Annotated in this window: 24 protein-coding genes; 11 read left to right on the top strand and 13 right to left on the bottom strand. The window is 71.2% G+C overall.

What is annotated here, in order from left to right; genetic code table 11:
• The first annotated feature begins 25 nt into the window (after positions 1 to 25).
• A complete protein-coding gene (gene dcd / locus ELQ40_RS18140; RefSeq protein ID WP_127794948.1) occupies positions 26 to 631 on the top strand; it encodes a dCTP deaminase in 606 nt (201 codons plus the stop codon).
• A gap of 3 nt (positions 632 to 634) precedes the next feature.
• Positions 635 to 1,162, top strand: a complete 528-nt coding sequence (locus ELQ40_RS18135; protein WP_127794947.1) for a CinA family protein — start codon at positions 635 to 637, stop codon at positions 1,160 to 1,162.
• Here the strand turns inward: ELQ40_RS18135 and ELQ40_RS18130 are convergent.
• Entirely contained in the window at positions 1,135 to 1,755 is a 621-nt protein-coding gene (locus ELQ40_RS18130; RefSeq protein ID WP_127794946.1) for a flavodoxin family protein, read from the bottom strand. The genes ELQ40_RS18135 and ELQ40_RS18130 overlap by 28 nt on opposite strands.
• A gap of 73 nt (positions 1,756 to 1,828) precedes the next feature.
• Positions 1,829 to 2,827 carry a TIGR03557 family F420-dependent LLM class oxidoreductase gene (locus ELQ40_RS18125; protein ID WP_205649381.1) on the bottom strand — a complete coding sequence of 333 codons (999 nt, stop codon included), beginning with the start codon at positions 2,825 to 2,827 and terminating at the stop codon, positions 1,829 to 1,831.
• A 129-nt stretch (positions 2,828 to 2,956) separates the two neighbouring features.
• Here ELQ40_RS18125 and ELQ40_RS18120 point away from each other — a divergent pair, with 129 nt between their 5' ends.
• Both ELQ40_RS18120 and ELQ40_RS18115 read left to right on the top strand, forming a co-directional pair.
• The gene (locus ELQ40_RS18120; protein WP_127794945.1) at positions 2,957 to 4,498 is read left to right on the top strand and encodes an FAD-dependent oxidoreductase; all 1,542 of its coding nucleotides are present in this window, start codon (positions 2,957 to 2,959) and stop codon (positions 4,496 to 4,498) included.
• A 132-nt stretch (positions 4,499 to 4,630) separates the two neighbouring features.
• On the top strand, positions 4,631 to 4,981 hold the full coding sequence (locus ELQ40_RS18115; RefSeq protein ID WP_127794944.1) for a hypothetical protein: 351 nt from the start codon (positions 4,631 to 4,633) through the stop codon (positions 4,979 to 4,981).
• A gap of 47 nt (positions 4,982 to 5,028) precedes the next feature.
• On the opposite strand, the gene ELQ40_RS18110 is transcribed toward ELQ40_RS18115, so the two are convergent.
• Complete coding sequence (locus ELQ40_RS18110) at positions 5,029 to 5,820, bottom strand: hypothetical protein (RefSeq protein ID WP_205649380.1); 792 nt, start codon at positions 5,818 to 5,820, stop codon at positions 5,029 to 5,031.
• A 4-nt stretch (positions 5,821 to 5,824) separates the two neighbouring features.
• Positions 5,825 to 6,727 (bottom strand): alpha/beta fold hydrolase, encoded by a 903-nt coding sequence (locus ELQ40_RS18105; RefSeq protein WP_127794943.1) that lies wholly within the window; start codon positions 6,725 to 6,727, stop codon positions 5,825 to 5,827.
• A gap of 96 nt (positions 6,728 to 6,823) precedes the next feature.
• Between ELQ40_RS18105 and ELQ40_RS18100 the strand changes: the two genes are divergently transcribed.
• Positions 6,824 to 7,501, top strand: a complete 678-nt coding sequence (locus tag ELQ40_RS18100; protein WP_127794942.1) for a TetR/AcrR family transcriptional regulator — start codon at positions 6,824 to 6,826, stop codon at positions 7,499 to 7,501.
• 4 nt (positions 7,502 to 7,505) lie between these two features.
• On the opposite strand, the gene ELQ40_RS18095 is transcribed toward ELQ40_RS18100, so the two are convergent.
• Positions 7,506 to 8,309 carry a hypothetical protein gene (locus ELQ40_RS18095; RefSeq protein ID WP_127794941.1) on the bottom strand — a complete coding sequence of 268 codons (804 nt, stop codon included), beginning with the start codon at positions 8,307 to 8,309 and terminating at the stop codon, positions 7,506 to 7,508.
• Positions 8,306 to 9,088: a FadR/GntR family transcriptional regulator gene (locus tag ELQ40_RS18090; RefSeq protein ID WP_164863697.1), complete on the bottom strand. Its 783-nt coding sequence runs from the start codon at positions 9,086 to 9,088 to the stop codon at positions 8,306 to 8,308. The genes ELQ40_RS18095 and ELQ40_RS18090 overlap by 4 nt, the downstream gene beginning before the upstream one ends.
• A gap of 137 nt (positions 9,089 to 9,225) precedes the next feature.
• On the opposite strand from ELQ40_RS18090, the gene ELQ40_RS18085 reads away from it, so the two are divergent.
• The 4 genes from ELQ40_RS18085 (at position 9,226) to ELQ40_RS18070 (ending at position 13,351) form a co-directional block, all read left to right on the top strand.
• Positions 9,226 to 10,275 carry an ABC transporter ATP-binding protein gene (locus ELQ40_RS18085; RefSeq protein ID WP_127794939.1) on the top strand — a complete coding sequence of 350 codons (1,050 nt, stop codon included), beginning with the start codon at positions 9,226 to 9,228 and terminating at the stop codon, positions 10,273 to 10,275.
• Positions 10,276 to 10,355: 80 nt separating this feature from the next.
• The gene (locus ELQ40_RS18080; protein WP_127794938.1) at positions 10,356 to 11,537 is read left to right on the top strand and encodes an ABC transporter substrate-binding protein; all 1,182 of its coding nucleotides are present in this window, start codon (positions 10,356 to 10,358) and stop codon (positions 11,535 to 11,537) included.
• 124 nt (positions 11,538 to 11,661) lie between these two features.
• The gene (locus ELQ40_RS18075; RefSeq protein ID WP_127794937.1) at positions 11,662 to 12,540 is read left to right on the top strand and encodes an ABC transporter permease; all 879 of its coding nucleotides are present in this window, start codon (positions 11,662 to 11,664) and stop codon (positions 12,538 to 12,540) included.
• Between the two features lie 10 nt (positions 12,541 to 12,550).
• On the top strand, positions 12,551 to 13,351 hold the full coding sequence (locus ELQ40_RS18070) for an ABC transporter permease (RefSeq protein ID WP_127794936.1): 801 nt from the start codon (positions 12,551 to 12,553) through the stop codon (positions 13,349 to 13,351).
• Positions 13,352 to 13,398: 47 nt separating this feature from the next.
• Here the strand turns inward: ELQ40_RS18070 and ELQ40_RS18065 are convergent, their stop codons facing one another.
• On the bottom strand, positions 13,399 to 13,761 hold the full coding sequence (locus ELQ40_RS18065; RefSeq protein ID WP_240665862.1) for a DoxX family protein: 363 nt from the start codon (positions 13,759 to 13,761) through the stop codon (positions 13,399 to 13,401).
• Positions 13,762 to 13,822: 61 nt separating this feature from the next.
• Here ELQ40_RS18065 and ELQ40_RS18060 point away from each other — a divergent pair, with 61 nt between their 5' ends.
• Entirely contained in the window at positions 13,823 to 14,392 is a 570-nt protein-coding gene (locus ELQ40_RS18060; RefSeq protein ID WP_127794935.1) for a TetR/AcrR family transcriptional regulator, read from the top strand.
• Positions 14,393 to 14,496: 104 nt separating this feature from the next.
• On the opposite strand, the gene ELQ40_RS18055 is transcribed toward ELQ40_RS18060, so the two are convergent.
• Positions 14,497 to 15,318: a MarR family winged helix-turn-helix transcriptional regulator gene (locus ELQ40_RS18055; RefSeq protein ID WP_127794934.1), complete on the bottom strand. Its 822-nt coding sequence runs from the start codon at positions 15,316 to 15,318 to the stop codon at positions 14,497 to 14,499.
• A gap of 437 nt (positions 15,319 to 15,755) precedes the next feature.
• On the opposite strand from ELQ40_RS18055, the gene ELQ40_RS18050 reads away from it, so the two are divergent.
• Positions 15,756 to 16,121 carry a MarR family winged helix-turn-helix transcriptional regulator gene (locus tag ELQ40_RS18050; protein ID WP_240665861.1) on the top strand — a complete coding sequence of 122 codons (366 nt, stop codon included), beginning with the start codon at positions 15,756 to 15,758 and terminating at the stop codon, positions 16,119 to 16,121.
• Between the two features lie 7 nt (positions 16,122 to 16,128).
• On the opposite strand, the gene ELQ40_RS18045 is transcribed toward ELQ40_RS18050, so the two are convergent.
• The 5 genes from ELQ40_RS18045 to ELQ40_RS18025 form a co-directional block, all read right to left on the bottom strand.
• Positions 16,129 to 17,223: an ABC transporter ATP-binding protein gene (locus tag ELQ40_RS18045; protein WP_127794933.1), complete on the bottom strand. Its 1,095-nt coding sequence runs from the start codon at positions 17,221 to 17,223 to the stop codon at positions 16,129 to 16,131.
• Entirely contained in the window at positions 17,223 to 18,269 is a 1,047-nt protein-coding gene (locus tag ELQ40_RS18040; RefSeq protein WP_370296798.1) for an ABC transporter permease, read from the bottom strand. Before ELQ40_RS18040 ends, ELQ40_RS18045 begins: the two co-directional genes overlap by 1 nt.
• A gap of 65 nt (positions 18,270 to 18,334) precedes the next feature.
• Positions 18,335 to 19,315 carry an ABC transporter permease gene (locus tag ELQ40_RS18035; protein WP_127794931.1) on the bottom strand — a complete coding sequence of 327 codons (981 nt, stop codon included), beginning with the start codon at positions 19,313 to 19,315 and terminating at the stop codon, positions 18,335 to 18,337.
• Entirely contained in the window at positions 19,312 to 20,364 is a 1,053-nt protein-coding gene (locus ELQ40_RS18030; RefSeq protein ID WP_127794930.1) for an ABC transporter ATP-binding protein, read from the bottom strand. Before ELQ40_RS18030 ends, ELQ40_RS18035 begins: the two co-directional genes overlap by 4 nt.
• Positions 20,365 to 20,500: 136 nt before the next feature.
• Positions 20,501 to 22,159, bottom strand: coding sequence for an ABC transporter substrate-binding protein (locus ELQ40_RS18025; RefSeq protein WP_127794929.1), 1,659 nt, complete (start codon positions 22,157 to 22,159; stop codon positions 20,501 to 20,503).
• Positions 22,160 to 22,182: the final 23 nt, after the last annotated feature.

Here is a 22,182-nt window from a genome sequence, read left to right as displayed (position 1 = left end):
ACCGCCCGTCGGTAGGCTGGCTCCCGTGCTGCTCTCCGATCGCGATATCAGGGCCGAACTCGAACTCGGACGCATCCGTCTGGAGCCGTCCGATCCGTCGATGCTGCAGCCGAGCAGCATCGACGTGCGGCTCGACCGGTACTTCCGGCTGTTCGACAACCACAAGTATCCGTTCATCGACCCGGCAGAGGACCAGCCCGAGCTCACGCACCTCATCGAGGTGAAGCCCGAGGAGGCGTTCATCCTGCACCCGGGCGAGTTCGTGCTCGCGTCGACGTATGAGGCCGTGACGCTGCCCGACGACGTCGCGGCGCGACTCGAGGGCAAGAGCTCGCTGGGCCGCCTCGGGCTGCTCACCCACTCGACCGCCGGCTTCATCGACCCCGGATTCACGGGGCACGTCACCCTCGAGTTGTCGAACGTCGCGACGCTGCCGATCAAGCTGTGGCCGGGCATGAAGATCGGCCAGATGTGCTTCTTCCGGCTGTCATCGCCGAGCGAGAAGCCGTACGGTTCGGCCGAGTACAGCTCCCGTTACCAGGGGCAGCGCGGGCCGACCGCGTCGCGCTCGTTCCAGAACTTCCACCGCACCGATGTCGGCGTCACCGACGCGGGTTCGCCGGGACGATAGCGGATGCCTCGCGCCGGCGACGTTGCCGACCTCGACGGGCTCGCGACCGCGTGCGCTGAGGCCGCGCTCGCCGCGGGCGTGCACGCGGGCGCCGCAGAGTCACTGACGAGCGGGCAGATCGCCGCGGCGCTCGGCAAGGCGCCGGATGCCTCGGAGTGGTTCGCCGGGTCGATCGTCGCGTACGAGTCGACGGTGAAGTTCGGGCTGCTCGGAGTCGATCCGGGACCGGTCGTGACGGCGCGGGCGGCCGAGCAGATGGCTCGCGGCGCGCTCGACTCGCTCGGCGCCGACGTCGTGGTCGCCGTCACCGGCGCGGGTGGTCCGGGGCCAGAGGAGGGCGAGCCCGCCGGCACGGTCTTCGTGGCCTGCGGCGGGGCGGGAGGCATCCGCTCCGAACGCCATCGGTTCCATGGCGAGCCGGCCGACGTGGTGCGGCAGACCGTGGCAGCCGCGTTGCGGGCGCTGCTGCGCGAGCTCCGAGGCGATCACGACTCCCGAGACGATCACGACTCCGCGGGCGGCGCCGGATAGGGCGAAGCCTTCAGCACCCGTGCGAGGTGCGCACTGTGCCTGGCGACGAGCCCGTTGGTCGTCGCGACGGCCTCCGGGGTCTCGGGCAGGTCCTTGTAGTCGGTCTTCTGCATCGCCTCGCCGTTCCAGTACGTCGAGGCCTGGGCGGCGACCGAGAACCCGACGTCGACCAGGGCCTGGAGCACATCCGCGATGATCGCGTGGGCGCCGTCCTCGTTGCCGGTCACCGCGACCGCGGCGACCTTGCCGGCGAGCAGGGGCCGGCCCTCGGCATCCGTCTCCGCGATCTCGGCGTCGAGGCGTTCGAGCACGCGTTGCGCGACGCTCGACGGATGCCCCATCCACGTCGGCGTCGCGAGCAGCAGCACGTCGGCGGCGAGCACCCGCTCGCGGATCGCCGGCCATTCGTCGCCGTCGCCCATGTCGGCCTCGACGCCCGGCTTCACGTCGTGATCGACGATGCGCACGATCTCGGTCCGTGCGCCGTCGGCCTCGAAGAGGTCGAGCACCTGGCGCGCGAGCACCTCGGTGCTCGACTCGGCCGGTGACGGCTTGAGCGTGCAGTTCAGGGCGAGGACGCGGAGCGGTTCCATGTCGGATGCCTCCTTCGGTGGGGTTGGTCTTCGGTCGAGCTGGTCAGGGTGCGCGTGGTCGGCGGCGGGCGGGTCAGGTGGCGGGTGCGCTCGGCTTGCTCGACGCGCTCGGCTTCAGCGCTCGCAGCCGTTCGCCGAGGTCCGACTCGAAGACGTCGAGGAATCCGTCGACGTCTGGGCCGAGGTTCATCAGCGCGACCCGGTCGAATCCGGCGTCGACGAACGGGCGGACCGCGTCGACATGGGCGCCGAGATCGGGCCCGGCGCTGAGCTGCTCGGCGACGTCCTCGCGGCGGATGTACGCGCTCGCCGCCTCGAAGTTCACCGGGTTCGGCAGCTCGCTCATCACCTTCCATCCCGTGAGGCTCCAGCGGGCCGTCTTCCACGCGGCTTCGATCGCGGCGTCGGCGGTGGGTGCCCAGGCGAGGCCGACCTCGCCGTACTTCGGGCCGCTGCCGCCCAAGCGCTCGTACGTGTCGACGAGGTCGGCGTCGGGTTCGACGGCGAAGATGCCGTCGCCGAGTTCGGCGGCGACCGCGGCCGACTCCGGTCCGCTCGCCGCGACTGCGATGGCGGGAGGCACGTCGGGCAGGTCGAACACCCGTGCGTCCTCGAGGTCGAGGTAGGTCCCCTCGTACGACCGGTACCCGCCCTCCCAGAGCAGGCGGATGATCTCGATCGACTCGCGCAGCATGTCGTGCCGCTGCGCGACGGCCGGATACCCGCGCCCGACCACGTGCTCGTTGAGGCGCTCGCCGGCGCCGAGGCCGAGGGTGAAGCGTCCGTCGCTGAGCAGCGCCACCGTCGCCGCCGCCTGCGCGATGATCGCCGGGTGATAGCGCAGGAACGGACACGTCACGCCCGTCGCGAGCCCGACCCGGTCGGTCGCCTGGGCGATGGCGCCGAGCACCGACCACGCGAACGGCGAGTGGCCCTGCACGTCGAGCCACGGATGAAAGTGGTCGCTGATCTCGACGAAGTCGAACCCCACCTCCTCGGCGCGCCGGGCCTGGCGGACGAGTTCGGCGGGCCCGAAGCCCTCGGCGGCGAGCTTGTATCCGATCTGCACCATGCGGGCACGGTAGGTCGACGGACGGCCGGGCCGCACGGGGCTTGACGCGACCGAGCGGGCGGCGTACGCCGTCACCTCGGCGAATGCAAGCCCATTGTCGTTCGAGTCGGTCCTCCCTAACGTGCCGTCATGGTCACGATCACGGCGGCGCCGCCCGTCGGCACATCGCTGTGGCGAGCGGATGCCGCGCCGATCGAGGTCGACGGCCCGGAGGCGCCCAGGCGCTTCGACGAGATCGTCGTCGGCGCCGGTCTCACCGGACTCGTCACCGCCCTGTTGCTGGCGCGCGAGGGCCGCACGGTCTGCGTGCTCGAGGCGCGCGACGTCGGCGCCGTCGCGACCGGCAACACCACCGCCAAGCTGAGCCTGCTGCAGGGCGCGCATCTCCAGCGGGTCCGCCGGCGTACCTCCGACGCGGTCCTGCACGCGTACGTCGATGCGAACCTCGCCGGTCGGGCCTGGCTGCTCGGGTTCCTCGAGTCGCGGGGCATCCCGGCGCAACGGCGCGAGGCGGTGAGCTTCGCGACCGGCGAGGCTGGCCGCGCGACGCTCGAGGCCGAGCACGACGCCGCACTCGCCGCCGGGCTTCCGGTGCGGTTCACCGAGTCGCTCGACCTGCCGTTCCGAGTGCACGGCGCCCTGCATCTCGCGGACCAGGCGCAGTTCGACCCAATGGACGTGCTCGCCGCGCTCGCCGCCGAGTTCCGCTCGCTGGGCGGCGTCATCCGGACCGGCATCCGGCTGACCGGTGCGCACCGTGATCGCGCCCTGCTCGATCGGGCGTTGACGGTGCACACCACGGCCGGCGGCTTCGCGTGCGACCGCCTCGTGCTCGCCACCGGCATCCCCGTCCTCGACCGGGGGCTCGCGTTCGCGAAGGTGCGCGCACACCGCTCCTACGTCGCCGCCTACCGAACGGATGCCCCGCTGCCGCAGGGCATGTACCTCAGCGTCGACGAGCCGACGCGGTCGATCCGCACCGCGCCGAACCCCGATCTCGGCGACGAGCGACCCGAGTTGCTGCTCGTGGGCGGGTACGGGCACGAGGTGGGGCGGCATCCGTCGCCGGCGTCGCGAGCCGACGCGCTCGACCGGTGGGCCCGGGCGACCTGGCCCGACGCGGTGCCGCTGGCGCGCTGGAGCGCGCAGGACTACGAGACGCCGCACGGCGTGCCGTTCGTCGGATGGATGCCTCGCGGCCGGGGCCGCATCTTCCTGGCCACGGGGTACGACAAGTGGGGCATGACGAACGCCGTGCAGTGCGCGCTCACGCTCGCTGCCGACCTGCTGGGTGACCTGCCGGACTGGGCGCGCACGCTGCGGCACCGGGTGACCACTCCGCAGGCCTTCGCGGCGGGCGTGGGCATGAACGCCGCGGTCGCCAAGCACTACGCCGTCGGCTGGAGTCGCGCGCTCGCGGGCAGGTCGCCGTCGCCACCGCCCGAGGGCGTCGGCAGCGTCGGCCGGATCGGACGCTCGCCGGTCCCGGCGGCGGTCGCGACGGTCGACGGTCGCACCTGCCGGGTGTCGGGCGTCTGCCCGCACCTCGGCGCGATCGTGACCTGGAACGACGCCGAGCGCACGTGGGACTGCCCGGCGCACGCGTCGCGGTTCGCGCCCGACGGCGCGTTGCTGGAAGGCCCTGCGAAGCGAGGGCTGCGCCGAGCGTGAGCCCGGACCGCCGAGGCCCGGCTCGGCTTCCGATGCCGGGCACGCGCGTGCCGAGGCATCCTGAGCATCCCTCGCGGGAGTACGGTGGCGACATGCGGGCGATCCGCGCCCGCCGGGTGGAAGGGTTGCATTATGGCTGGAGACCGACCCGGAGGCGTGACGCTCGTCGCCGTCCTCGCGTGGATCTCGGGTGCGTTGCAGATCATCTCGGGGCTGTTCCAGATCCTGCCCGGCGGCGGGAACTTCGGCGCCGGGGTCTGGGCGATCATCCTCGGCATCGTCACCATCATCGTGAGCCTGGGCCTGTTCCGCGGGTCGAACGTCGCGCGCATCATCGTCACGGTGATCTTCGTGATCAACATCGCGACCGGCATCTGGCTGATGACCGTCGGGTCGTTCTGGACCGGGCTGTTCTCGGCGCTGTTCCCGCTGATCGGCCTGCTGCTGCTCTGGAGCAAGCGGGCGAACGCGTTCTTCTCCTGATCGCGGCGCCCTGACGGGCGCGGCGGACGGATCGCGGATGCCGGGGGTCAGCCCTCGGCGTCCGCGATCGCGTCCCGGGCGGCGATGAGGGACGCCTCGACGACTCCCGCGTCGTCGAGGGGCATCCGCTCGAGTTCGGCGATCCGCGCATCCGCGGCGGCGCGGTCGTCGAGGCGCAGGTCCAGTTCGATGAGATATGCGAGCGCGCGCGCCCGATCTTCGGTGCCGCCCTCTGCCGAGGCCGTCTCGTCGCTGCGGCGCAGCGCCCCGTCGAGCACCCGCCGGGCCTGCACGGGGTCGCCGTGCGAGTCGCCGATGACCACCGCGTTCTCGAGCGCCCGCCCGAGGGGGCTGCCGGCGGTGCTCGTCCAGGTCGTGCGCTCGCCGTCTCCGGCATCGGGTTCGCCGTCGGGAGCCCGCGTCACGCGGACCCAGTTCCCGGCGGGATCGATCAGGCTGAACCCCGAGAGTCCGCCGTTGTTGGCGCGTTCACGCGGCCGCGTGATCCTCGGCGCTCCCGAGTTCGGCACGCGGCCGTAGCGATCGCGCAGTCCCGCGCGGAACCGTTCATGGAGCGGTCGTGGATCCGGCACCAGCACCATGCAGGTCGAGTGGCTCTCGTCGGGGTTCCACTCCGGCATCCCGTAGTAGTGCAGCTCGAAGCCGCCGGCGCTCATCACGAGGTACGGATTCGGTCGGATCTGCCGGTATCGGCGCTCGAGCCCGAGCGCGGTCCAGAAGTCGGCAATCTCGTCCACGTCGCCGCACGGGAGGAGCGGCTGCATCCTCGCGCGGGCGACGGTCGCGGCGAAGGCACGGTCGGCGGCGTCGGCGTCCATGCCCTCAGGGTAGCCGCGCCGCCCGCTCCTCCCGGACGGCGTCCACGCCGGGCAGTCCGTCGAGCATGAACGCGGTGATCGCGTCGAGCGCGGCATCCGATCCAAGGACGCGGGTGTGCCCCGATCCCGAGGTGATCACGAGTCGGGAGCGGTCGTCGTGGGCGTCGTGCAGGCGACGCCCCTGGCCGACCACCACCTCGCGGTCGCCCTCGTCGTGCACGACGAGGAGCGGCACCCCGGTAGGCAGCGGATGCGCGGCGGCGTCGTACCGGTCCCAGATCGCGCGGTCGTCGTCACGAGGGAACACCCGGCGCACGAACGCCTCCCCGATCGCGTCGGCGGTGGCCCGGCCGACGCCGATGCCCGCGGCGAACGCGTCGATCAGGTAGCGCGCAGACGAGACGCCCGCGACCGCGACGACCGAGCCGGTCGCAGTGCCCCCGCGCACGGCGGTGTGCGCCGCGAGTGCGCCGAACGAGTGCCCGACGACCGAATGGAAGCCTCCGTGCCGCGACTGCAACGCCTCGATCGCCCCGACCCAGTCGTTGATGTCGGTGCGGCGGCCCGGCGAGTCGCCGTTGGCGGGTGCGTCGAACGCCACCAGGCGGAAGCCCTCGGCCCGCAGTTCGCGGATGACGGGCGCGAACTGCGAGGCACGTCCGCGCCACCCGTGCGCGAGCAGGATCGTGTCGGCTCCGGTGCCCCATTCGTAGGCGGCGAGGTCGCGGCCGCGGACCCGGATCGTGGAGCGGCGCGCCTGCTCGTGCACGCCGCGGTCGTGCTCGCGCACGCGCTGCGTCGGCAGCGACCGCATGAAGAGCGGGAGAGCGATGGCGGCTGCCGCGCGGGGCGAGACGCGCTCGGCCGCGCGGGCGGCCGTGACGGTGGCGATGACGGTGGGTCCCACGATGCTGCTCCGATCAGAGATGGAAATCAATACGAACGATCGTATGTATTGTTAGATGCAGCACACTTTACGCACGATCGTGCGTAGAGTAAAGGGATGGAGCAGACCGAAGTCGCCGTCGACGGTCGCCGCGCACGCGGCGACGCGACGCGACGCACCGTGCTCGCCCACGCGGTCGACCTCGCGTCGCTCGAGGGACTCGACCAGATCTCGATCGGCCGCATCGCGCTCGCCGCCGAGCTCAGCAAGTCGAGTGTCGCGACGCTGTTCGGCACCAAGGAGCGGCTGCAGCTCGCCGCCGTGCAGACCGCGGGGGAGCGGTTCACCGAGACGGTGGTGCTGCCGGCGCGCGTGCACCCGCACGGCGTCCGCCGGGTCGCCGCGCTGCTCGACCGGGTGATCGCCTACTCGGAGGACCGCGTCTTTCCCGGCGGCTGCTTCTTCTCGGCTTCGGCCGCCGACTTCCACAGCAAGCCCGGCCCGGTGCGCGACGCGATCGCCGCGCAACTGGATCTCTGGCTCGGATACCTGGCGAACCAGGCCCGGCTCGCGCACGAGGCCGGCGAGCTGCCGGGCATCGACGACCCCGACCAGTTCGCGTTCGAGGCGCAGGGCATCTTCGAATGGATGAACATGACCGCCGTGCTCGGCGACGACCGCGACGCGTACCGCCGCGCCCGGCGCGCGTACCGGGACCGACTGCTGGCGCTCGGCGCGGACCCCGAGATCGCCGAATCCCTGCTCACCGCCGGCGCCGCGACCGCGAGCGGCTGAGCCCTCACGCCTCCAGCACGAGGGCGAGCGAGGTGTCGCCGCACGGCACGACGATCTCGCCGTCCACGAGCAGCGCCGGCGGGCGCGAGGCATCCGTCGCGTCGTCGACCCGGCCCTCACCCTCGCGAAGCGGCGCGAGCGCCGCGGCGAGACCCTCGATCCGCAGCATCGCGCCGGTCGCGCGGCGCGAATCCGTCGACACCGTGATGCGTCCCGACGCGTTGACGAGGGTGCACGGCCGCGCCGATTCGCGCAGCACGGGCAGCAGCGCCTGCTCGACCCGGACCACGTAGAGGTCCACGCCGACCACGCCGACCAGCTCGCCGCGGATCGTGACGGGCGTGGTGATCGTGACCGTGTAGTCGTCGGTGCAGAGGTAGTCGACGTACGGACCGGTCAGGTGCCGGTTGCCGGTGCGTGCGGGCACGCGCCACCATTCGAGCGCGGTGTAGTCGCGGAACTGCTCGGCGTCCGGATCGCTCTCCGCGGCGAGTCGGCGCACGCCCGACCCCGCCCCGAACGTGTTCGCGGCGCCCAGCCACCAGGCGAGGTGCCACGGCGCGTCGGCGAGGTACCCGGGCGCGGCGACGAACCCCGCCCCGGTGATGAGGCTGCCGGGTTCCTCGAGGGCGTCGCCGACCAGGGCCTCGACGAACGGGTCCAGGGTCGCGGCCGCCGGATCGGCGTCGGCCGCGAGCCGGTCGACCAGGCGGTCGCGCCAGCCGTCGATCATCGAGAACACCGGATCGATGGTGGATGCCACTCGCGCGGCGACCTGCGCGGCGCCGAGTTCGACGGTCACGGTCATGCGCTGGACCCTCCGTTCCGTTCGCCGGGGTCGGATGCCTCGAGCCGAGCCTTCTCGTCGACCAGCCACTCGACCGCCGCCTGGAGGTGCGCCGCGGTCGCGAGCCTGGCCCGTTCGGGATCGACGGCTCGGATCGCATCGATCACCTCGAGGCGAACCTCCCTGCTGCGGTCACGGTACTCCTGCTCGCGCAGGCAGAGCCAGAGCAACGGGCCGGCTTCCGCCTGCAGCCGCAGTTCCTCCTGGACGAGCCGAGGCGATTGGCTGACCGCGGCGACCTCGAGCTGGAACCGGCCCGCGGCGCGCCGGGCACCGCCCGCGGTCGCGAGGTCGGCCCTGGCGTCGATCTCGACGAGGCCCTCGAGGTCGTCCTCGCTGGCGCGGTCGGCGGCGACCTCGGCCGCCATCGCCGCGATCGCCGTGGCGTGCAGCGCGAGGTCGCGCAATTCGATGCGGCTGAGGGCGCGGACGCGTTCGTCGATCATGCGCAGCGACGTCTCGCGGTCGTAGGTGACGAAGCTGCCCCCGTCGCGTCCGCGGCGCGTCCGCACCAGGCCGTGCTCGCGAAGCGATTCGAGCGCCTCGCGGGCGGTGACGACGGCGACGCCGAGGCTCCGGGCGAGGTCGGACTCGCTGGGCAGCCGCTCGCCGTCGCGGAGGACGCCGGCGACGATCGCGTCGGTCAGGCGCTGTTCCACGAGGGCGGCGCGGCCGGCGCCGTCGAGGGGTGAGAACACGACGGCGCGCGTGGCGTCGGCGCGACCGGTGGCCTGAGGCATCCGACCCCCTGATCGTTCCTCGTGTGCTGCGTCCTCGAAATCTGTGACCCGACCGTAACACGAACGTCTGGCGGTAGACATCTGGATCCATATGATTTTGAACACCCGCACCGATGCGACATCCGAAGGAGCAGGCCATGCCCGACGATCAGCCGGCGATCCGGCTCACCGGTCTCACGAAGGAGTTCGGCGCCGTCACCGCGGTCGACGGGGTCGACCTCGAAATCGCCGCCGGCGAGTTCTTCTCGATGCTCGGCCCCTCGGGCTCGGGGAAGACGACCGTGCTGCGGCTCATCGCGGGCTTCGAACAGCCCACCGGGGGCACCATCGAGCTCTTCGGGCAGGACGTCACCCGCAAGGCCCCCTTCGAGCGCGACGTGAACACCGTGTTCCAGGACTACGCGCTGTTCCCGCACATGAACGTGCTCGACAACGTCGCCTACGGGCTGCGCGTCCGCGGCATCGGCAGGAAGGAGCGCAACGAACGCGCGATGCGGGCGCTCGCGAGCGTGCGGCTCGACGGCTACGCGGCACGCAAGCCGTCGCAACTCTCGGGCGGACAGCGCCAGCGCGTCGCGCTCGCCCGCGCCACCGTCGTCCAGCCCAAGGTGCTGCTCCTCGACGAGCCGCTCGGCGCGCTCGACCTCAAGCTCCGCGAGCAGATGCAGGTCGAGCTCAAGCAGATCCAGCGCGACCTCGGCATCACGTTCATCTTCGTGACGCACGACCAGGAGGAGGCGCTCACCCTCTCCGACCGGATCGCGGTGTTCAACGCCGGGCGGATCGAGCAGCTCGGCACCCCGGCCGAGCTCTACGAGCGGCCGACGTCGCGCTTCGTCGCCGACTTCGTCGGCACCTCCAACTTGTTCGACCACGAGCACTCGCCCGTGCTCATCGGCCGCGACGGTCACCACTCGCTCCGCCCCGAGAAGCTCACCGTCAGCGCCGGGGGGCTGACCGGCGACGGCGTCCGCAACGCCCCCGGCACGGTGGCCGAGGTCATCTACGTGGGCAGCGGCATCCGACTCGTCGTCGACCTCGACGACGGACCACGGGTGACCGTGCTCGAGCAGAACGCCCGCAACCGCGTGCACGACGACGAGCGCGGCGACCGCGTCGTCGTCTCCTGGCACGACGACGACGTCGTACCCCTCGGGCTCGAGGTGCTGCCCGGCATCTCGGGGTGACATCCGGCACCGGATGCATCGGATGCACCGACGCACCACCGCACCACACGGCCTGCACCACAGAGAACAAGGAGAAAACCATGATGCGAATGCGAACCGCGCGCCGCGGCGCGACGGTCGGCCTCGCGATCGCCTCGGTCGCGCTGCTCACCGCCTGCGGAACCTCCGGCGGAGGCGGCGACGGCGGCGGCGGCGATGCCGCCGACGAACTCGGCGAGATGGAGGGCCAGGTCTCGCTCCTCGCGTGGCCCGGCTACGTCGAGGACGGCTCCACCGACCCGGCCGTCGACTGGGTCACCCCGTTCACCGAGGAGACCGGCTGCGAGGTCACCACCAAGACCTTCGGCACCTCCGACGAGGCGCTGAACCTCATGAAGACCGGCGACTACGACGTGGTCTCCGCGTCGGGCGACGCGACCCTGCGGCTCATCGCCGCCGGCGACGTCGCGCCGGTCAACACGGAGCTCATCCCGAATTACGACGGCATCTACGACTTCCTGAAGGACCAGCCGTGGAACTCGGTCGACGGCGAGCCCTACGGCGTGCCGCACGGCTACGGCGCCAACCTCCTCATGTACAACACCGAGGTGTTCCCCGAGGCGCCCACCTCGTGGGACGTGGTGTTCGACGGGGCATCGGCGAACGCGGGCAAGGTCACCGCGTACGACTCGCCGATCTACATCGCGGATGCCGCGGTGTACCTGATGGCGCACAACCCCGAGCTCGGCATCGAGAACCCGTACTCGCTCGACGAGGAGCAGCTGGCCGCCGCGGTCGACCTGCTCGAGGTGCAGCGCGAGTCGGTCGGCGAGTACTGGAGCGACTACCTGAAGGAGATCCAGGCGTTCACGACCGGCGACTCCGTGGTCGGCACGAGCTGGCAGGTCATCCAGAACGTCCTCGAGTCCGAGGGTGCGCCGACGGCGGTCGTGCTGCCCGAGGAGGGCACGACGGGCTGGAGCGACACGTGGATGATCGCGTCCGAGGCGAAGAACCCGAACTGCGCGTACGCGTGGCTCGACTACATCGCCTCCCCCGAGGCGAACGCCGCCGCGACCGCGTACTTCGGCGAGGCGCCGTCGAGCGAGGCCGCGTGCGACTTCCGCGACGACTGCGAGGCCTACCACGCCGGTGACGCCGAGTACGCGTCGCAGATCTGGTACTGGACGACGCCGATCGCCGAATGCCTCGACGGTCGAACCGACGTCGAGTGCACCGACTACGCCGACTGGACCCAGGCCTGGCAGGAGATCAAGGGCTGACGCCCGCGCCGGGGTCGAGCGGCGCCGCGACGTGCGCCGCTCGACCCTCGACGGGCATCCGATCCGACGGGCATCCGATCCGACCGGCATCCGATCCGACCGGCATCCGAACCGAGAGGCATGCATGACGACGAACTCCGTGGCGAGGGCGGGCTCCGCCTTCCTGGCGACCCACCCGCGCGCTCGGCTGACGCTGTTGCTCACCGCCCCGCTGTTCTGGCTCGGACTGGTCTACATCGTCGCGCTCGCGCTGCTGCTCGTCACGGCGTTCTGGTCGGTCGACAGCTTCACCGGCGAGATCACGACCCAGTTCACGTTCGACAACATCGTCGAGGTCGTCACCGGGTCGCTGTACCAGACGGTCACGCTGCGCACGCTCGGCGTCGCGCTCGCCGTGACCCTGATCGATGTCGCCCTTGCGCTGCCGATCGCGTTCTTCATGGCGAAGGTCGCGACGCCGCGGATGCAGCGCGTGCTCCTCGTCATGGTGCTCACGCCGCTCTGGGCGAGCTACCTCGTCAAGGCCTACGCCTGGCGGTCGGTGCTCTCGCAGGACGGCATCCTCGAGTGGCTGGTCGCGCCGTTCGGCGGCCACACCCCCGGCTACGGGCTGCCGGCGACGATCATCACGCTCAGCTACCTGTGGCTGCCGTACGTGATCCTGCCGATCTACGCCGGGCTCGAACGCGTGCCCGACTCGCTGCTGGAGGCATCCGGCGACCTGGGCGGGAAGACGTGGTCGACCATGCGCCTGGTGGTGCTCCCCCTCGCCCTGCCGGCGATCATCGCCGGCACGATCTTCAGCTTCTCGCTGTCGCTCGGCGACTACATCACGGTCAACATCGTCGGCGGCACCAACCAGATGCTCGGCAACCTCGTCTACACGAACGTCGGCACGGCCAACAACCTGCCGCTGGCCGCCGCGATCGCGCTCATACCGATCGTGATCATCTTCGGCTACCTGTTCCTCGTGCGCCGCACCGGTGCGCTCGACAACCTCTAGGGGCATCCGGATGCGTCTCAGCAAGACCGCTCGCGTCACCCTCGGCATCGTGACCGCGCTCATCCTCGTGGTCGTCTACGTGCCCCTGTTCGTCGTGCTCGTGAACTCGTTCTCGACGTCGACGTCGCTGTCGTGGCCGCCGCCCGGGTTCACCCTCGAGTGGTGGGGCCGCGCGTTCCAGAGCGCGGGTGCGCTCGAGGCGATCGCCACGAGCGTCGTGATCGCGCTCATCGCGACGGCGATCTCGCTCGTGCTCGGCACGCTCATCTCACTCGCGCTCCAGCGATTCGCGTTCTTCGGCCGCGACGCGATCAGCCTGCTCGTGATCTTGCCGATCGCGCTGCCGGGCATCATCACCGGTATCGCGCTGAACAACTTCTTCCGCACGATCATGGGCGTGCCGCTGTCGATCTGGACGGTCGTGATCGCGCACGCGACGTTCTGCATCGTGACCGTGTTCAACAACGTGATCGCGCGACTGCGCCGGCTCGGCGTGAACCTCGAGGAGGCGTCGGCGGACCTCGGCGCGGGTGTGTGGACGACGTTCCGGCTGGTCACGTTCCCGCAGCTCCGGTCGGCCCTGCTCGCGGGCGGCCTGCTCGCGTTCGCGCTGAGTTTCGACGAGATCATCGTGACGACGTTCACCGCGGGCTCGGGCGTCACGACCCTGCCCATCTTCATCCTGAACAACATGTTCCGGCCCAACCAGGCGCCGATCGTCGCCGTCATCGCGGTCGTGCTCGTCGTCGTGTCGATCATCCCGATCGCGATCGCGCAGAAGCTCTCGAACGCAGACGAGCTGCGCCGGTAGCGGATGCCTCGAGCCCGTCGCGTCGGCGGCGGGTCCGCATCATGCAGTCAGAGCAGGAAGCACCAGAGCAGCACGGCGACGCAGATCACGAGCATGCCGGTCGCGTTGACGAAGAGGTTGCGGCCGAAGTCGCGCGCGCGGAGGTGCATCGAGATCGCGACGACGAAGTAGACGACCAGGCACACGGTGGTGAGGGCGCCGAGGTACGGGATCCACACGCCGAGCACGAGCCCGGCGGTCGCGGCGAACTTGATCCACGGCATGATCCACCAGTGGCGGCGCGGGAAGCCGACGTCCTCGAAGCACGCGGCGATGAATGCCACGGGCTTGAGGCAGAGCAGGGCGTCGCCCAGGCAGATGAGCGCGAGCACGAGGACCGGCCAGACGGGGTCGGGGAATGCGAGCATCATGGATGCCTCCGATCTGCGCCATACCATACCGTATGGTACGGACGGATGCTAGGCTTCGGTCATGTCGACACGGGATGCCTGGATCGAAGAGGGGCTCCGCATCCTCGCGGAGCAGGGCGCGCCCGGCGTGCGCACCGACCGCATCGCCGCGAGGCTCGGGCTCACGAAGGGATCGTTCCACCACCACTTCGCGGGTGCGCCGGACTTCCGCCGGGCCGTGCTCGGCGCGTTCGAGGAGCGGTCGGCCGCGGCGCTGGCGGGCGTCGTCGCGGAGGCGACCGATCGATCGCCCGCCGATGCGCTCGCGCTGCTCGGCGAGCGCGCCACCGACCTGCTCGACCAGCCGCTCGAGACCGCCGTGCGCGCCTGGGCGTTCCAGGACGACGACGCCAGGGCCGCCATGGCACGCGTGGATCGCGCGCGCTACGAGGCGCTCGAGGCGATGTGGACCGGACTCGTCGACGACCCGGCCGACGCGCGCACCGCGGCCCTGCTTCCGCACCTCGTCGTGATCGGCGCGACGATGGCGCTGCCGGCGATCGATCGCGCCGACCTCTCGCGCCTGTTCGACCTCCTCGTGCGGCTCGTGCCGTACACCGACGCCGAGTTCGGGGGGACCACGGCCGACTGAGCCGGACCGGCCGCCGACGACTCGCCGGTCGGATCGCCCGTGGGCAGAGGCGACCGTGGCCGGCGATCCACGGGGATCGCCGGCCACGTCGTGCGGATGGAGCCTCAGTCCTGGGCGTCGGCCCAGCCGCCGCGGGTTCCGCGCTCGCGGCGCTTGCCGGGCTTGCCGGCGCGGCCCTCGTGGACGTGGACGTGGACGTGCACGTCACGCGGTGCCGCACCACGCCCGAAGCCCGGGTGGCCGTGGCCGGCGTGCGGCCCGAATCCGGGGTGCCCCGGGCCGGCCTGCGGCCCGAACCCGAAGTCGGGGCGGGCGTCGAACCCGGGACGCGGGCCGAAGCCCGGACGCGGCCCGAAGCCGGGGTGGCCGTGGCCGAAGCCGCGGCGCCCGAACCCGTGCCGACGGCCGAACCCGCGGCCCCCGCGACCGCCGCGGGGCATGCGCTGCGACTCGTCCCAGCCGAGCTCGCGCGCGACGGCCTCGAGCGTGCGCAGCGTGGTGGCGAAGTCCTCCTCCGACACCGCGCCGGCGATGCGCTCGCGCAGCGACGAGACGGATGCCTCGAGCCGGTCGCGCGCCTCGATGCCGGCGTCGGTGAGCTGCGGCGGTTCGCCGACGACCCAGCCGAGCTCGATCAGGCGGTCGAGCAACTCGGGGTGGCGGCGGAGGCGCTCGGCGCGTCGCTCGTCGTCGGCGACGCCGGCGATCAGGTTGAGCGCACGCCAGTCGCCGCGGGTGATGCCGTCGGCGGCGAAGAGCTCGCCCATCTGCTCGGAGAGCTGCCGGTCGACGAGCTTCAGCCAGAAGCCGAAGGGACGGCGGCCGACGCGAGCGTCGGGCGACCCGGTGGAGTCGCCGGTCCGGTCGTGGTGCGTGTGGTCCTGCTCGGGCTCGTGGCCCTGGTTCTCGTGGTTCTCGGTGTTCATGGTGGTTCCTTTCTCGGTGCACCTCCCGGTGCCCGGCGCGCGATGCGCGATCATTTGCATGCCTTATTACATGTATATGTAGCATGACATGCATGTCGGAGGAACGTCAAGCGGCTCCCGGAGAACCCTCAGGTTCCGACCCGGTGGCCGAGATCGCATCGGCCCTCGGCGCCCTCCGCGGCCGGGGGCCCGGCGGGCCGCGCGGGCCGGGAGGGCCGGGCTGGCGGCGCGGGCGCGGCCCACGCGCGGGCGACGGCTCGTCGGGTGACGGCGGCGCGGCCGGGAATCCCGGGCCGTGGAATCCAGGCCCATGGGTGCCCGGCCCCTGGGAGCCGGGCGCGTACGGCCCAGGCCCATGGGGGCCCGGGCCCGGGGGTGCCGGGCACGCCGAAGGCGGGCCGTTCGGGCCGCACCATCACGGACACGACGACGACCGCGTGCCGCGAGGTCGCGGCCCCGGTGCCCGCGGAGGGCAGGCGGCCCTGCGCCTGCTGGCGGCACTCGACGCGCACGGACCGAGCTCGGTGAGCGACCTGGCCGAGCACGTCGGCGTCGATCAGCCGCGGGCGAGCCGGCTGGCGCAGGCCGCGGTCCATGCCGGTCAGGTGCGGCGCGAAGCCGACCCCGCGGACGCGCGCCGGAGCATCCTCGTGCTCACCGAAGCGGGCCGCGCCGCGCTGCACACGACCCTCGACCGTCGCCGTTCGGCGATCGAGTCGGCGCTCGCCGGGTTCACCGACGCCGAGCGCGCCGAGTTCGCCCGCCTGCTCACGCGGTTCGTCGAGTCCTGGCCGCGCGGCTGACCGATCGCTACAGCGCGAGCTCCTCGGGAACCGGCATCGGCTCGAACCCGGCGGCCGCGACGCGTTCCGGCTCGTGCCGCAGGCACGCGACCGAGCGACCGGCGTCGTCGCCCGAGACATCCGTCGGCGTCAACCGGGGAGCCAGCGTCGCGCACGCGTCCCACGCGAAGGCGCAGCGGTCGGCGAAGTGGCATCCGCCGCCCAGGCGCGCCAGGTCGGGCGGCGAACCCGGGATGCCGGTGAGCTCGCGCCGCGGCCCGCGCAGCGGCGGGAACGAGTGCAGCAGCGCCGACGAGTACGGATGCCTCGGCCGCTGGTACACGTCGAGGGATGCGGCATCCTCGACGATCTCGCCCGCGTACATGATCGCGATGCGGTCGGCGATCTCGATCAGCAGCGACACGTCGTGCGTGATGAAGATGACCGAGAAGCCGAGGCGTTCGCGCAGCTCGGCGATCTGCTCGACGATCTGGCGCTGCATGACGACGTCGAGGGCCGTGGTCGGCTCGTCCATGATCAGCACCTGCGGCTCGAGGGCGAGGGCCATCGCGATCATCACGCGCTGGCGCATGCCGCCCGACAGTTGGTGCGGGTAGGCCTTCAGGCGGTCGGGCGAGATGCCGACGAGCTCGAGCAGTTCGGCCGCCCGCTCCATCGCGTCCGCCTTCGACATGGCGGGCCGGTGCGCGAGGATGCCGTCGGCGATCTGCCGGCCGATCCGGTAGACGGGGCTCAGCGAGTTCATCGCGCCCTGGAACACGATCGCGAGGTCCTGCCAGCGCGACTCGCGCAGCGACCGGTCGTCGAGGCGCAGGATGTCGGTGCGCCGGCCGTCTCGGTCGGTGAAGAGCACCTCGCCGCCGGTGATGAGCCCGGGCGGCGGCAGGAGCCGGGTCGCGGCGTACGCGAGCGTCGACTTGCCGCAGCCGGACTCGCCGGCCAGGCCCAGCACCTCGCCGCGACCGAGCGAGAGCGAGACGTCGCGAAGCACGTGCACGGGCTCGTCGTCGTAGCCGTAGTCGACCGAGAGGTTGCGGATCTCGAGCACGGGGTCGGCGACCGGGGCGAGGGCGCCGGCCGCTCCGGGAGTGGTGAGCGTCATCAGCCGTCCTTCCTGTCGGCGCGGGCATCCGGGTCGGCGGGTGCGGCTGAAGCTGCGGGTGCGGCGGGTGCGGCTGCCGCGGTCGGCGCCTCGCGCACGACCGGGGTGAACCCGATGCGCGGGCGGATGCCCCGCTTGCGCAGCGACTTCGCATTGAGCCCGGTCGACCGGAGCCTGGGGTTCACGAACTCATCGATGCCGAAGTTGATGAGGGTGAGCGCCATGCCGAGCAGAGCGATGCACAGGCCGGCCGGCACGAACCACCACCACGCGCCGCGCTGCAGGGCGAGCTGGGACTGCGCCTGGTAGAGCACCGTGCCCCAGTTCCACTCGCCCGTGTTGCCGATGCCGATGAACGACAGGGTGATGAGCGACAGCACCGCGAAGCTGACGGTCCCGACGAACCCGGAGGCGATGATCGCGGTGAGGTTCGGCAGGATCTCCCGCGTGATGATGCGCCAGGTGCGCTCGCCATTCGCCCGGGCCGCCTCGACGAAGTCGCGGCGCCGCAGCGAGAGCGTCTGGGCGCGCAGCACCCGGGCACCCCACGCCCATCCGGTGATCGCGATGACGACCGCGACGGTGACGCCGCCCACCGAGGGCAGCTGGCCCGCGATGATGATGATGAGCGGCAGCTGCGGGATCACGAGGAACACGTTCGCGAGCACCGAGAGCGTCTCGTCGCCGAGGCCGCCGACGTAGCCCGCGGTCACGCCCACGAGCACGCCGATCGCGGTCGCGAGGATGCCGGCGACGAAGCCGACGACGATGACGCCGCGGGTACCGACGACGATCTGCGAGAAGACGTCCTGCCCGAGGTGGGTCGTGCCGAACAGGTGCTCCCACGACGGCGGCTGCAGCACGTCCTCGCTGCGCGCGCTCGGGTCGTAGGGGGCGATCCACGGGCCGATGACGGCGATCACGAGGAAGAACCCGAGGATCGCGAGGCCCGTGAGGGCCTTGGTGTTCCGCATGAAGAGGAACTTGCGCGGCTTGCCGCCCGCGCCGCGCCGCTGCCGCCGCGAGGCGGCGACGGCACCGGTCATGGGCGTCTGCGAGGGCTTCGACAGCTCCTCGGTCTCCTCGACGATGCTGGTGTCGATCGTCATGGTCAGCCCTCCTGCCGGGTGCGGGGATCGAGGAATCCGTAGACGATGTCGGCGACGATGTTCGCGAACAGCACCGCGACGGTGATGACGAGGAAGATGCCCTGCATCAGCGGGTAGTCCTTCGCCGCGACCGCGGTGAACAGGTAGTACCCGATGCCCTGGTACGAGAACACGATCTCCATGACGAGCGTGCCGCCGACGATGAAGCCGAGCGACAGCGCGAAGCTCGACACCTGCGGCAGGATCGCGTTGCGCGCGGCGTAGCCGAACATGACGGCCCGCTCCGACAGGCCCTTCGCCTGGGCGACCGTGACGTAGTCCTCGGACGAGACCGTCACCATCATGTTGCGCATGCCGAGGATCCAGCCCGAGATCGAGGAGACGATGATCGTCATCGCCGGCAGGAACGCGTAGTAGATCACCGAGCTGATGAACTCCCAGTTGAACGCCGGGATCAGCGAACGGTCGTAGCTTCCCGACGCGGGGAACCAGCCGAGCGCGACCGAGAAGATCGAGATCGCGATGAGCGCCAGCCAGAAGTAGGGCACCGCGGAGAAGAACGTCGAGATGGGCAGCAGCGAGTCGGCCCACGTGCCGCGGCGCCAGCCGATGCCGGTGCCGATCAGCGTGCCGATCGTGAAGCTCAGGATCGTCGCGACGCCCACGAGCCCGATGGTCCACGGCAGCGCCTGCGCGATCACGTCGGAGACCGGTGTCGGGAAGTACGTGAACGAGATGCCGAGGTCGCCGCGCAGCAGCAGGCCCCAGTAGTCGAGGTACTGCTGCCAGAGCGTCGTGTCCTGGTCGAGGCCGAACAGGGTGCGCAGCGCCGCCTCGGCGTCGGTCGAGATGCGGCCCTGGTTCTTCGCGATCAGCGCCCTGACCGGGTCGCCGGGCATGATGCGCGGGATGAAGAAGTTGATCGTGACGGCGGCCCAGAACGTGATCACGTAGAAGAGCCCGCGGCGGATGAAGAACCTCATGCGAGCGCCTCCGCGATGTCGCTGAGCACGGGACGGTCGGGGCGGTCGGAGTAGCCCCAGCAGGCGGCCTCGCGCGGCTCGCCGCCGGCACCCGTGCCGACCGGCAGCAACGGCGGCGCCTCGGTGCGGCACAGCTCGGTGGCGAACGGGCAGCGCGGGTTGAAGCGGCATCCGCTCGGGGGCCGCACCAGGCTCGGGGCCTCGCCGCGCGCGCCGTGCGCGCGCGCCTCGAGGTCGTCGGGGTCGGGCGCCGAGCGCACGAGCAGCTGCGTGTACGGATGCTTCGGATCCTGGGTGACCGACTCGGAGTCGCCGGATTCGACGATGCGGCCCGCGTACATGACCATCGTGCGGTCGGCGAAGTAGCGGGCCGAGGCGATGTCGTGCGTGATGTACAGGATCGCGATGTGGAGCCGGTCGCGCAGGTCCTGCAGGAGGTTCAGGATGCCGAGGCGGATCGACACGTCGAGCATCGAGATCGGCTCGTCGGCGAGGAGCACCTCGGGCTCGGCGGCCAGGGCGCGGGCGATGGCGACGCGCTGGCGCTGTCCGCCGGAGAGCTCGTGCGGGAACTTGTCGACGTAGCGCTCGGCGGGAGTGAGTCGCACGCGTTCGAGCAGGTCCGCGAGCGCCTGCTCGAGGTCGCCGCCGCGGAGGTTGCCGCGGTGGATCCGCAGGCTCCGGGTGAGCGTGTAGCGCACCGTGTTGATGGGATTCAGCGACCCGAACGGGTCCTGGAAGATCATCTGCACGCGCCCGACGTAGCGTCGGAAGGCGCGGCGGCCGCGGGCCCGGGCATCCTGCCCGTGCAGCAGGAGCTGGCCGTCGGTGAGCGGCATCAGCTGCGCGAGGAGCCGCGCGATCGTCGACTTGCCCGAGCCGGACTCGCCGACGAGGGCGAGCACACGGCCGCGGCGGAGTTCGAAGCTCACGCCGTCGACGGCGTGGACGACGTCGCGGGTGCGGATGCCGCGGAGCTTGAAGTGCTTCTTCAGGTCGACCGCCCGGAGGACGACCTCGTCGTCGTCGGGCCTGCTGCGTGGGGTCATGGTGCGCCTCGCGTCGTCGGGATGGTGGGAACGGATGGTGCGGAGAGGTGGTGCGAAGGGGTGGTGCGAAAGGGGTGGTGCGAAAGGGGTGGTGCGGCGGGCGCAGGGGGCGCCCGCCGCACCTGGGGAGGGGATGTTACTCGGTGGGGACGAGCTTGGAGAGGATCAGCGCCGCCTGCGGGCCCGTGGGCTGCGGGTTGGCGTACGGGTCCTCGGCCGTCGGGAAGCCCGTGTAGTTCACGGTCGAGTACTGGGCGACCGCGGGCCGCGACCAGATCACGATGCCGGGCACGTCCTCGACGTAGTGCTGCTGCACCAGGTCGAGCGCGGCCTGGCGCTCCTCGTCGCTCGTCGCGGCCTTGTAGGTCGCGAGCGCGGCGGTGACGTCGTCGTTCTTGTAGCGGCCGAAGTTCCAGTTCGCGGTCTCGCCGAGCGGCACGTACGAGGCGCCGTCCATGATGTTCGAGTACATGTTCCACGGGGTCGAACCGCCGTCGGTCCAGTGCAGCGACGCCTGGAAGTTGCCGAACGGGATGGTGTCGTTGAACCACGTGTCCTGCACGATCGCGTCGACGGTCGCCTCGGCGCCGAGCTCGGCCGCGCCCTCGGCGATGATCGCGAGCGCGTCGAGGTAGTCGGTCCAGCCGCTCGGGTTGGTCAGCTTGAACGAGACCTTCTCGCCCGACGGGTCGACGAGTGCGTCGCCGTCCCACGTGTAGCCGGCGTCGGTGAGCACCTGGCGGGCGCCCTCCACGTCGACCTCCATCTCCTGGCCCGAGTAGGCGTCGGAGATGAACGCGTCGCCCGACGGCTGCGGCATGCCGGTCACGCTGGTGATCTCGGGCCACACGCCGTAGCCCGCGGTCTCGGTGATGTCGGCGTGGTCGATGACCATGTTCAGCGCCGTGCGGAACGCGACGTCGTTGAACGGCTTGGTCTCGTTGTTGAGGTACAGCACGTCGACGCCGAAGCCGCCGCCCGCGACCTGGTGGTAGTGCTCGGGGTTCTTCGCGATGAACGTCTCCTCGTAGTCGGGGATGAACGTCCAGCCCCACTGCGCCTCACCGGTGGTGAGGGCGGTCGTGAGACCCGCGTTGTCGTTGAACGCGTCGTAGCGCAGCTGCGCGACCTTGGGCTTCTCGCCCCAGTAGTCGGCGTTGGGCTCGAGCGTGACGGCCTGCGGCGTGAAGGTCTTGAGCTTGAACGGGCCGGTGCCGATCATCTCCTTGTTGGCGAAGTTCACCGCGTCCTCGTTCTCCCAGATGTGCTTGGGGACGATGAGCAGCTTGAGCAGCTTCACCTGGTTGACGTACTGGCCGGTCGTGAAGTCGACGCTGACCTGGTTGCCGTCGACCGTGATGTCGCCGTACTGGTCGGGGAAGTCGATGTTGAGCTCGGGGTTGTCCTTGCGGAGCTCGATCGAGAACGCGATGTCGTCGGCCGTGAACTCGGTGCCGTCCGACCACTTGACGCCGTCGCGTGCGGTGATGATCGCCTGCGTCGAGTCTTCGTTCCACTCGACCGATTCGGCGAGCCAGGGCGTCGGCGGCGCGGTCGGGTCGATCTCGTTGACCTGCATCAGGGACTCGTAGACCGCGAACGCGTAGCCGAGCGACAGCGATGCCGATCCGGTGGCCAGCGGGTTCTGGTTCTCCTGCTGCGGTCCGTTCGGCATGCCGACGGTGAGCACCTTCGTGCCGGTGTCGCCACCGCTCGTGTCGCCGCTGCAGCCGGTGAACACCAGGCCGGCCGCGACCAGGACGGCCCCGGCGGCCAGGATGCGCTTCGTACGCATGTCAATGCCTCCTTGCATTCGTT

Source organism: Agromyces sp. LHK192 (assembly GCF_004006235.1).
Taxonomy (GTDB): domain Bacteria; phylum Actinomycetota; class Actinomycetes; order Actinomycetales; family Microbacteriaceae; genus Agromyces.
This window is presented reverse-complemented; position numbering and strand designations above follow the sequence as displayed.

Coding starts and splice junctions, on each gene's coding strand:
- ELQ40_RS18135 (WP_127794947.1), top strand. CDS start 635: ATGCCTCGCGCCGGCGACGTTGCCGACCTCGACGGGCTCGCGACCGCG.
- ELQ40_RS18130 (WP_127794946.1), bottom strand. CDS start 1,755: ATGGAACCGCTCCGCGTCCTCGCCCTGAACTGCACGCTCAAGCCGTCA.
- ELQ40_RS18125 (WP_205649381.1), bottom strand. CDS start 2,827: ATGGTGCAGATCGGATACAAGCTCGCCGCCGAGGGCTTCGGGCCCGCC.
- ELQ40_RS18120 (WP_127794945.1), top strand. CDS start 2,957: ATGGTCACGATCACGGCGGCGCCGCCCGTCGGCACATCGCTGTGGCGA.
- ELQ40_RS18115 (WP_127794944.1), top strand. CDS start 4,631: ATGGCTGGAGACCGACCCGGAGGCGTGACGCTCGTCGCCGTCCTCGCG.
- ELQ40_RS18110 (WP_205649380.1), bottom strand. CDS start 5,820: ATGGACGCCGACGCCGCCGACCGTGCCTTCGCCGCGACCGTCGCCCGC.
- ELQ40_RS18100 (WP_127794942.1), top strand. CDS start 6,824: ATGGAGCAGACCGAAGTCGCCGTCGACGGTCGCCGCGCACGCGGCGAC.
- ELQ40_RS18095 (WP_127794941.1), bottom strand. CDS start 8,309: ATGACCGTGACCGTCGAACTCGGCGCCGCGCAGGTCGCCGCGCGAGTG.
- ELQ40_RS18090 (WP_164863697.1), bottom strand. CDS start 9,088: ATGCCTCAGGCCACCGGTCGCGCCGACGCCACGCGCGCCGTCGTGTTC.
- ELQ40_RS18085 (WP_127794939.1), top strand. CDS start 9,226: ATGCCCGACGATCAGCCGGCGATCCGGCTCACCGGTCTCACGAAGGAG.
- ELQ40_RS18080 (WP_127794938.1), top strand. CDS start 10,356: ATGATGCGAATGCGAACCGCGCGCCGCGGCGCGACGGTCGGCCTCGCG.
- ELQ40_RS18075 (WP_127794937.1), top strand. CDS start 11,662: ATGACGACGAACTCCGTGGCGAGGGCGGGCTCCGCCTTCCTGGCGACC.
- ELQ40_RS18070 (WP_127794936.1), top strand. CDS start 12,551: ATGCGTCTCAGCAAGACCGCTCGCGTCACCCTCGGCATCGTGACCGCG.
- ELQ40_RS18065 (WP_240665862.1), bottom strand. CDS start 13,761: ATGATGCTCGCATTCCCCGACCCCGTCTGGCCGGTCCTCGTGCTCGCG.
- ELQ40_RS18060 (WP_127794935.1), top strand. CDS start 13,823: ATGTCGACACGGGATGCCTGGATCGAAGAGGGGCTCCGCATCCTCGCG.
- ELQ40_RS18055 (WP_127794934.1), bottom strand. CDS start 15,318: ATGAACACCGAGAACCACGAGAACCAGGGCCACGAGCCCGAGCAGGAC.
- ELQ40_RS18045 (WP_127794933.1), bottom strand. CDS start 17,223: ATGACGCTCACCACTCCCGGAGCGGCCGGCGCCCTCGCCCCGGTCGCC.
- ELQ40_RS18040 (WP_370296798.1), bottom strand. CDS start 18,269: ATGACCGGTGCCGTCGCCGCCTCGCGGCGGCAGCGGCGCGGCGCGGGC.
- ELQ40_RS18035 (WP_127794931.1), bottom strand. CDS start 19,315: ATGAGGTTCTTCATCCGCCGCGGGCTCTTCTACGTGATCACGTTCTGG.
- ELQ40_RS18030 (WP_127794930.1), bottom strand. CDS start 20,364: ATGACCCCACGCAGCAGGCCCGACGACGACGAGGTCGTCCTCCGGGCG.
- ELQ40_RS18025 (WP_127794929.1), bottom strand. CDS start 22,159: ATGCGTACGAAGCGCATCCTGGCCGCCGGGGCCGTCCTGGTCGCGGCC.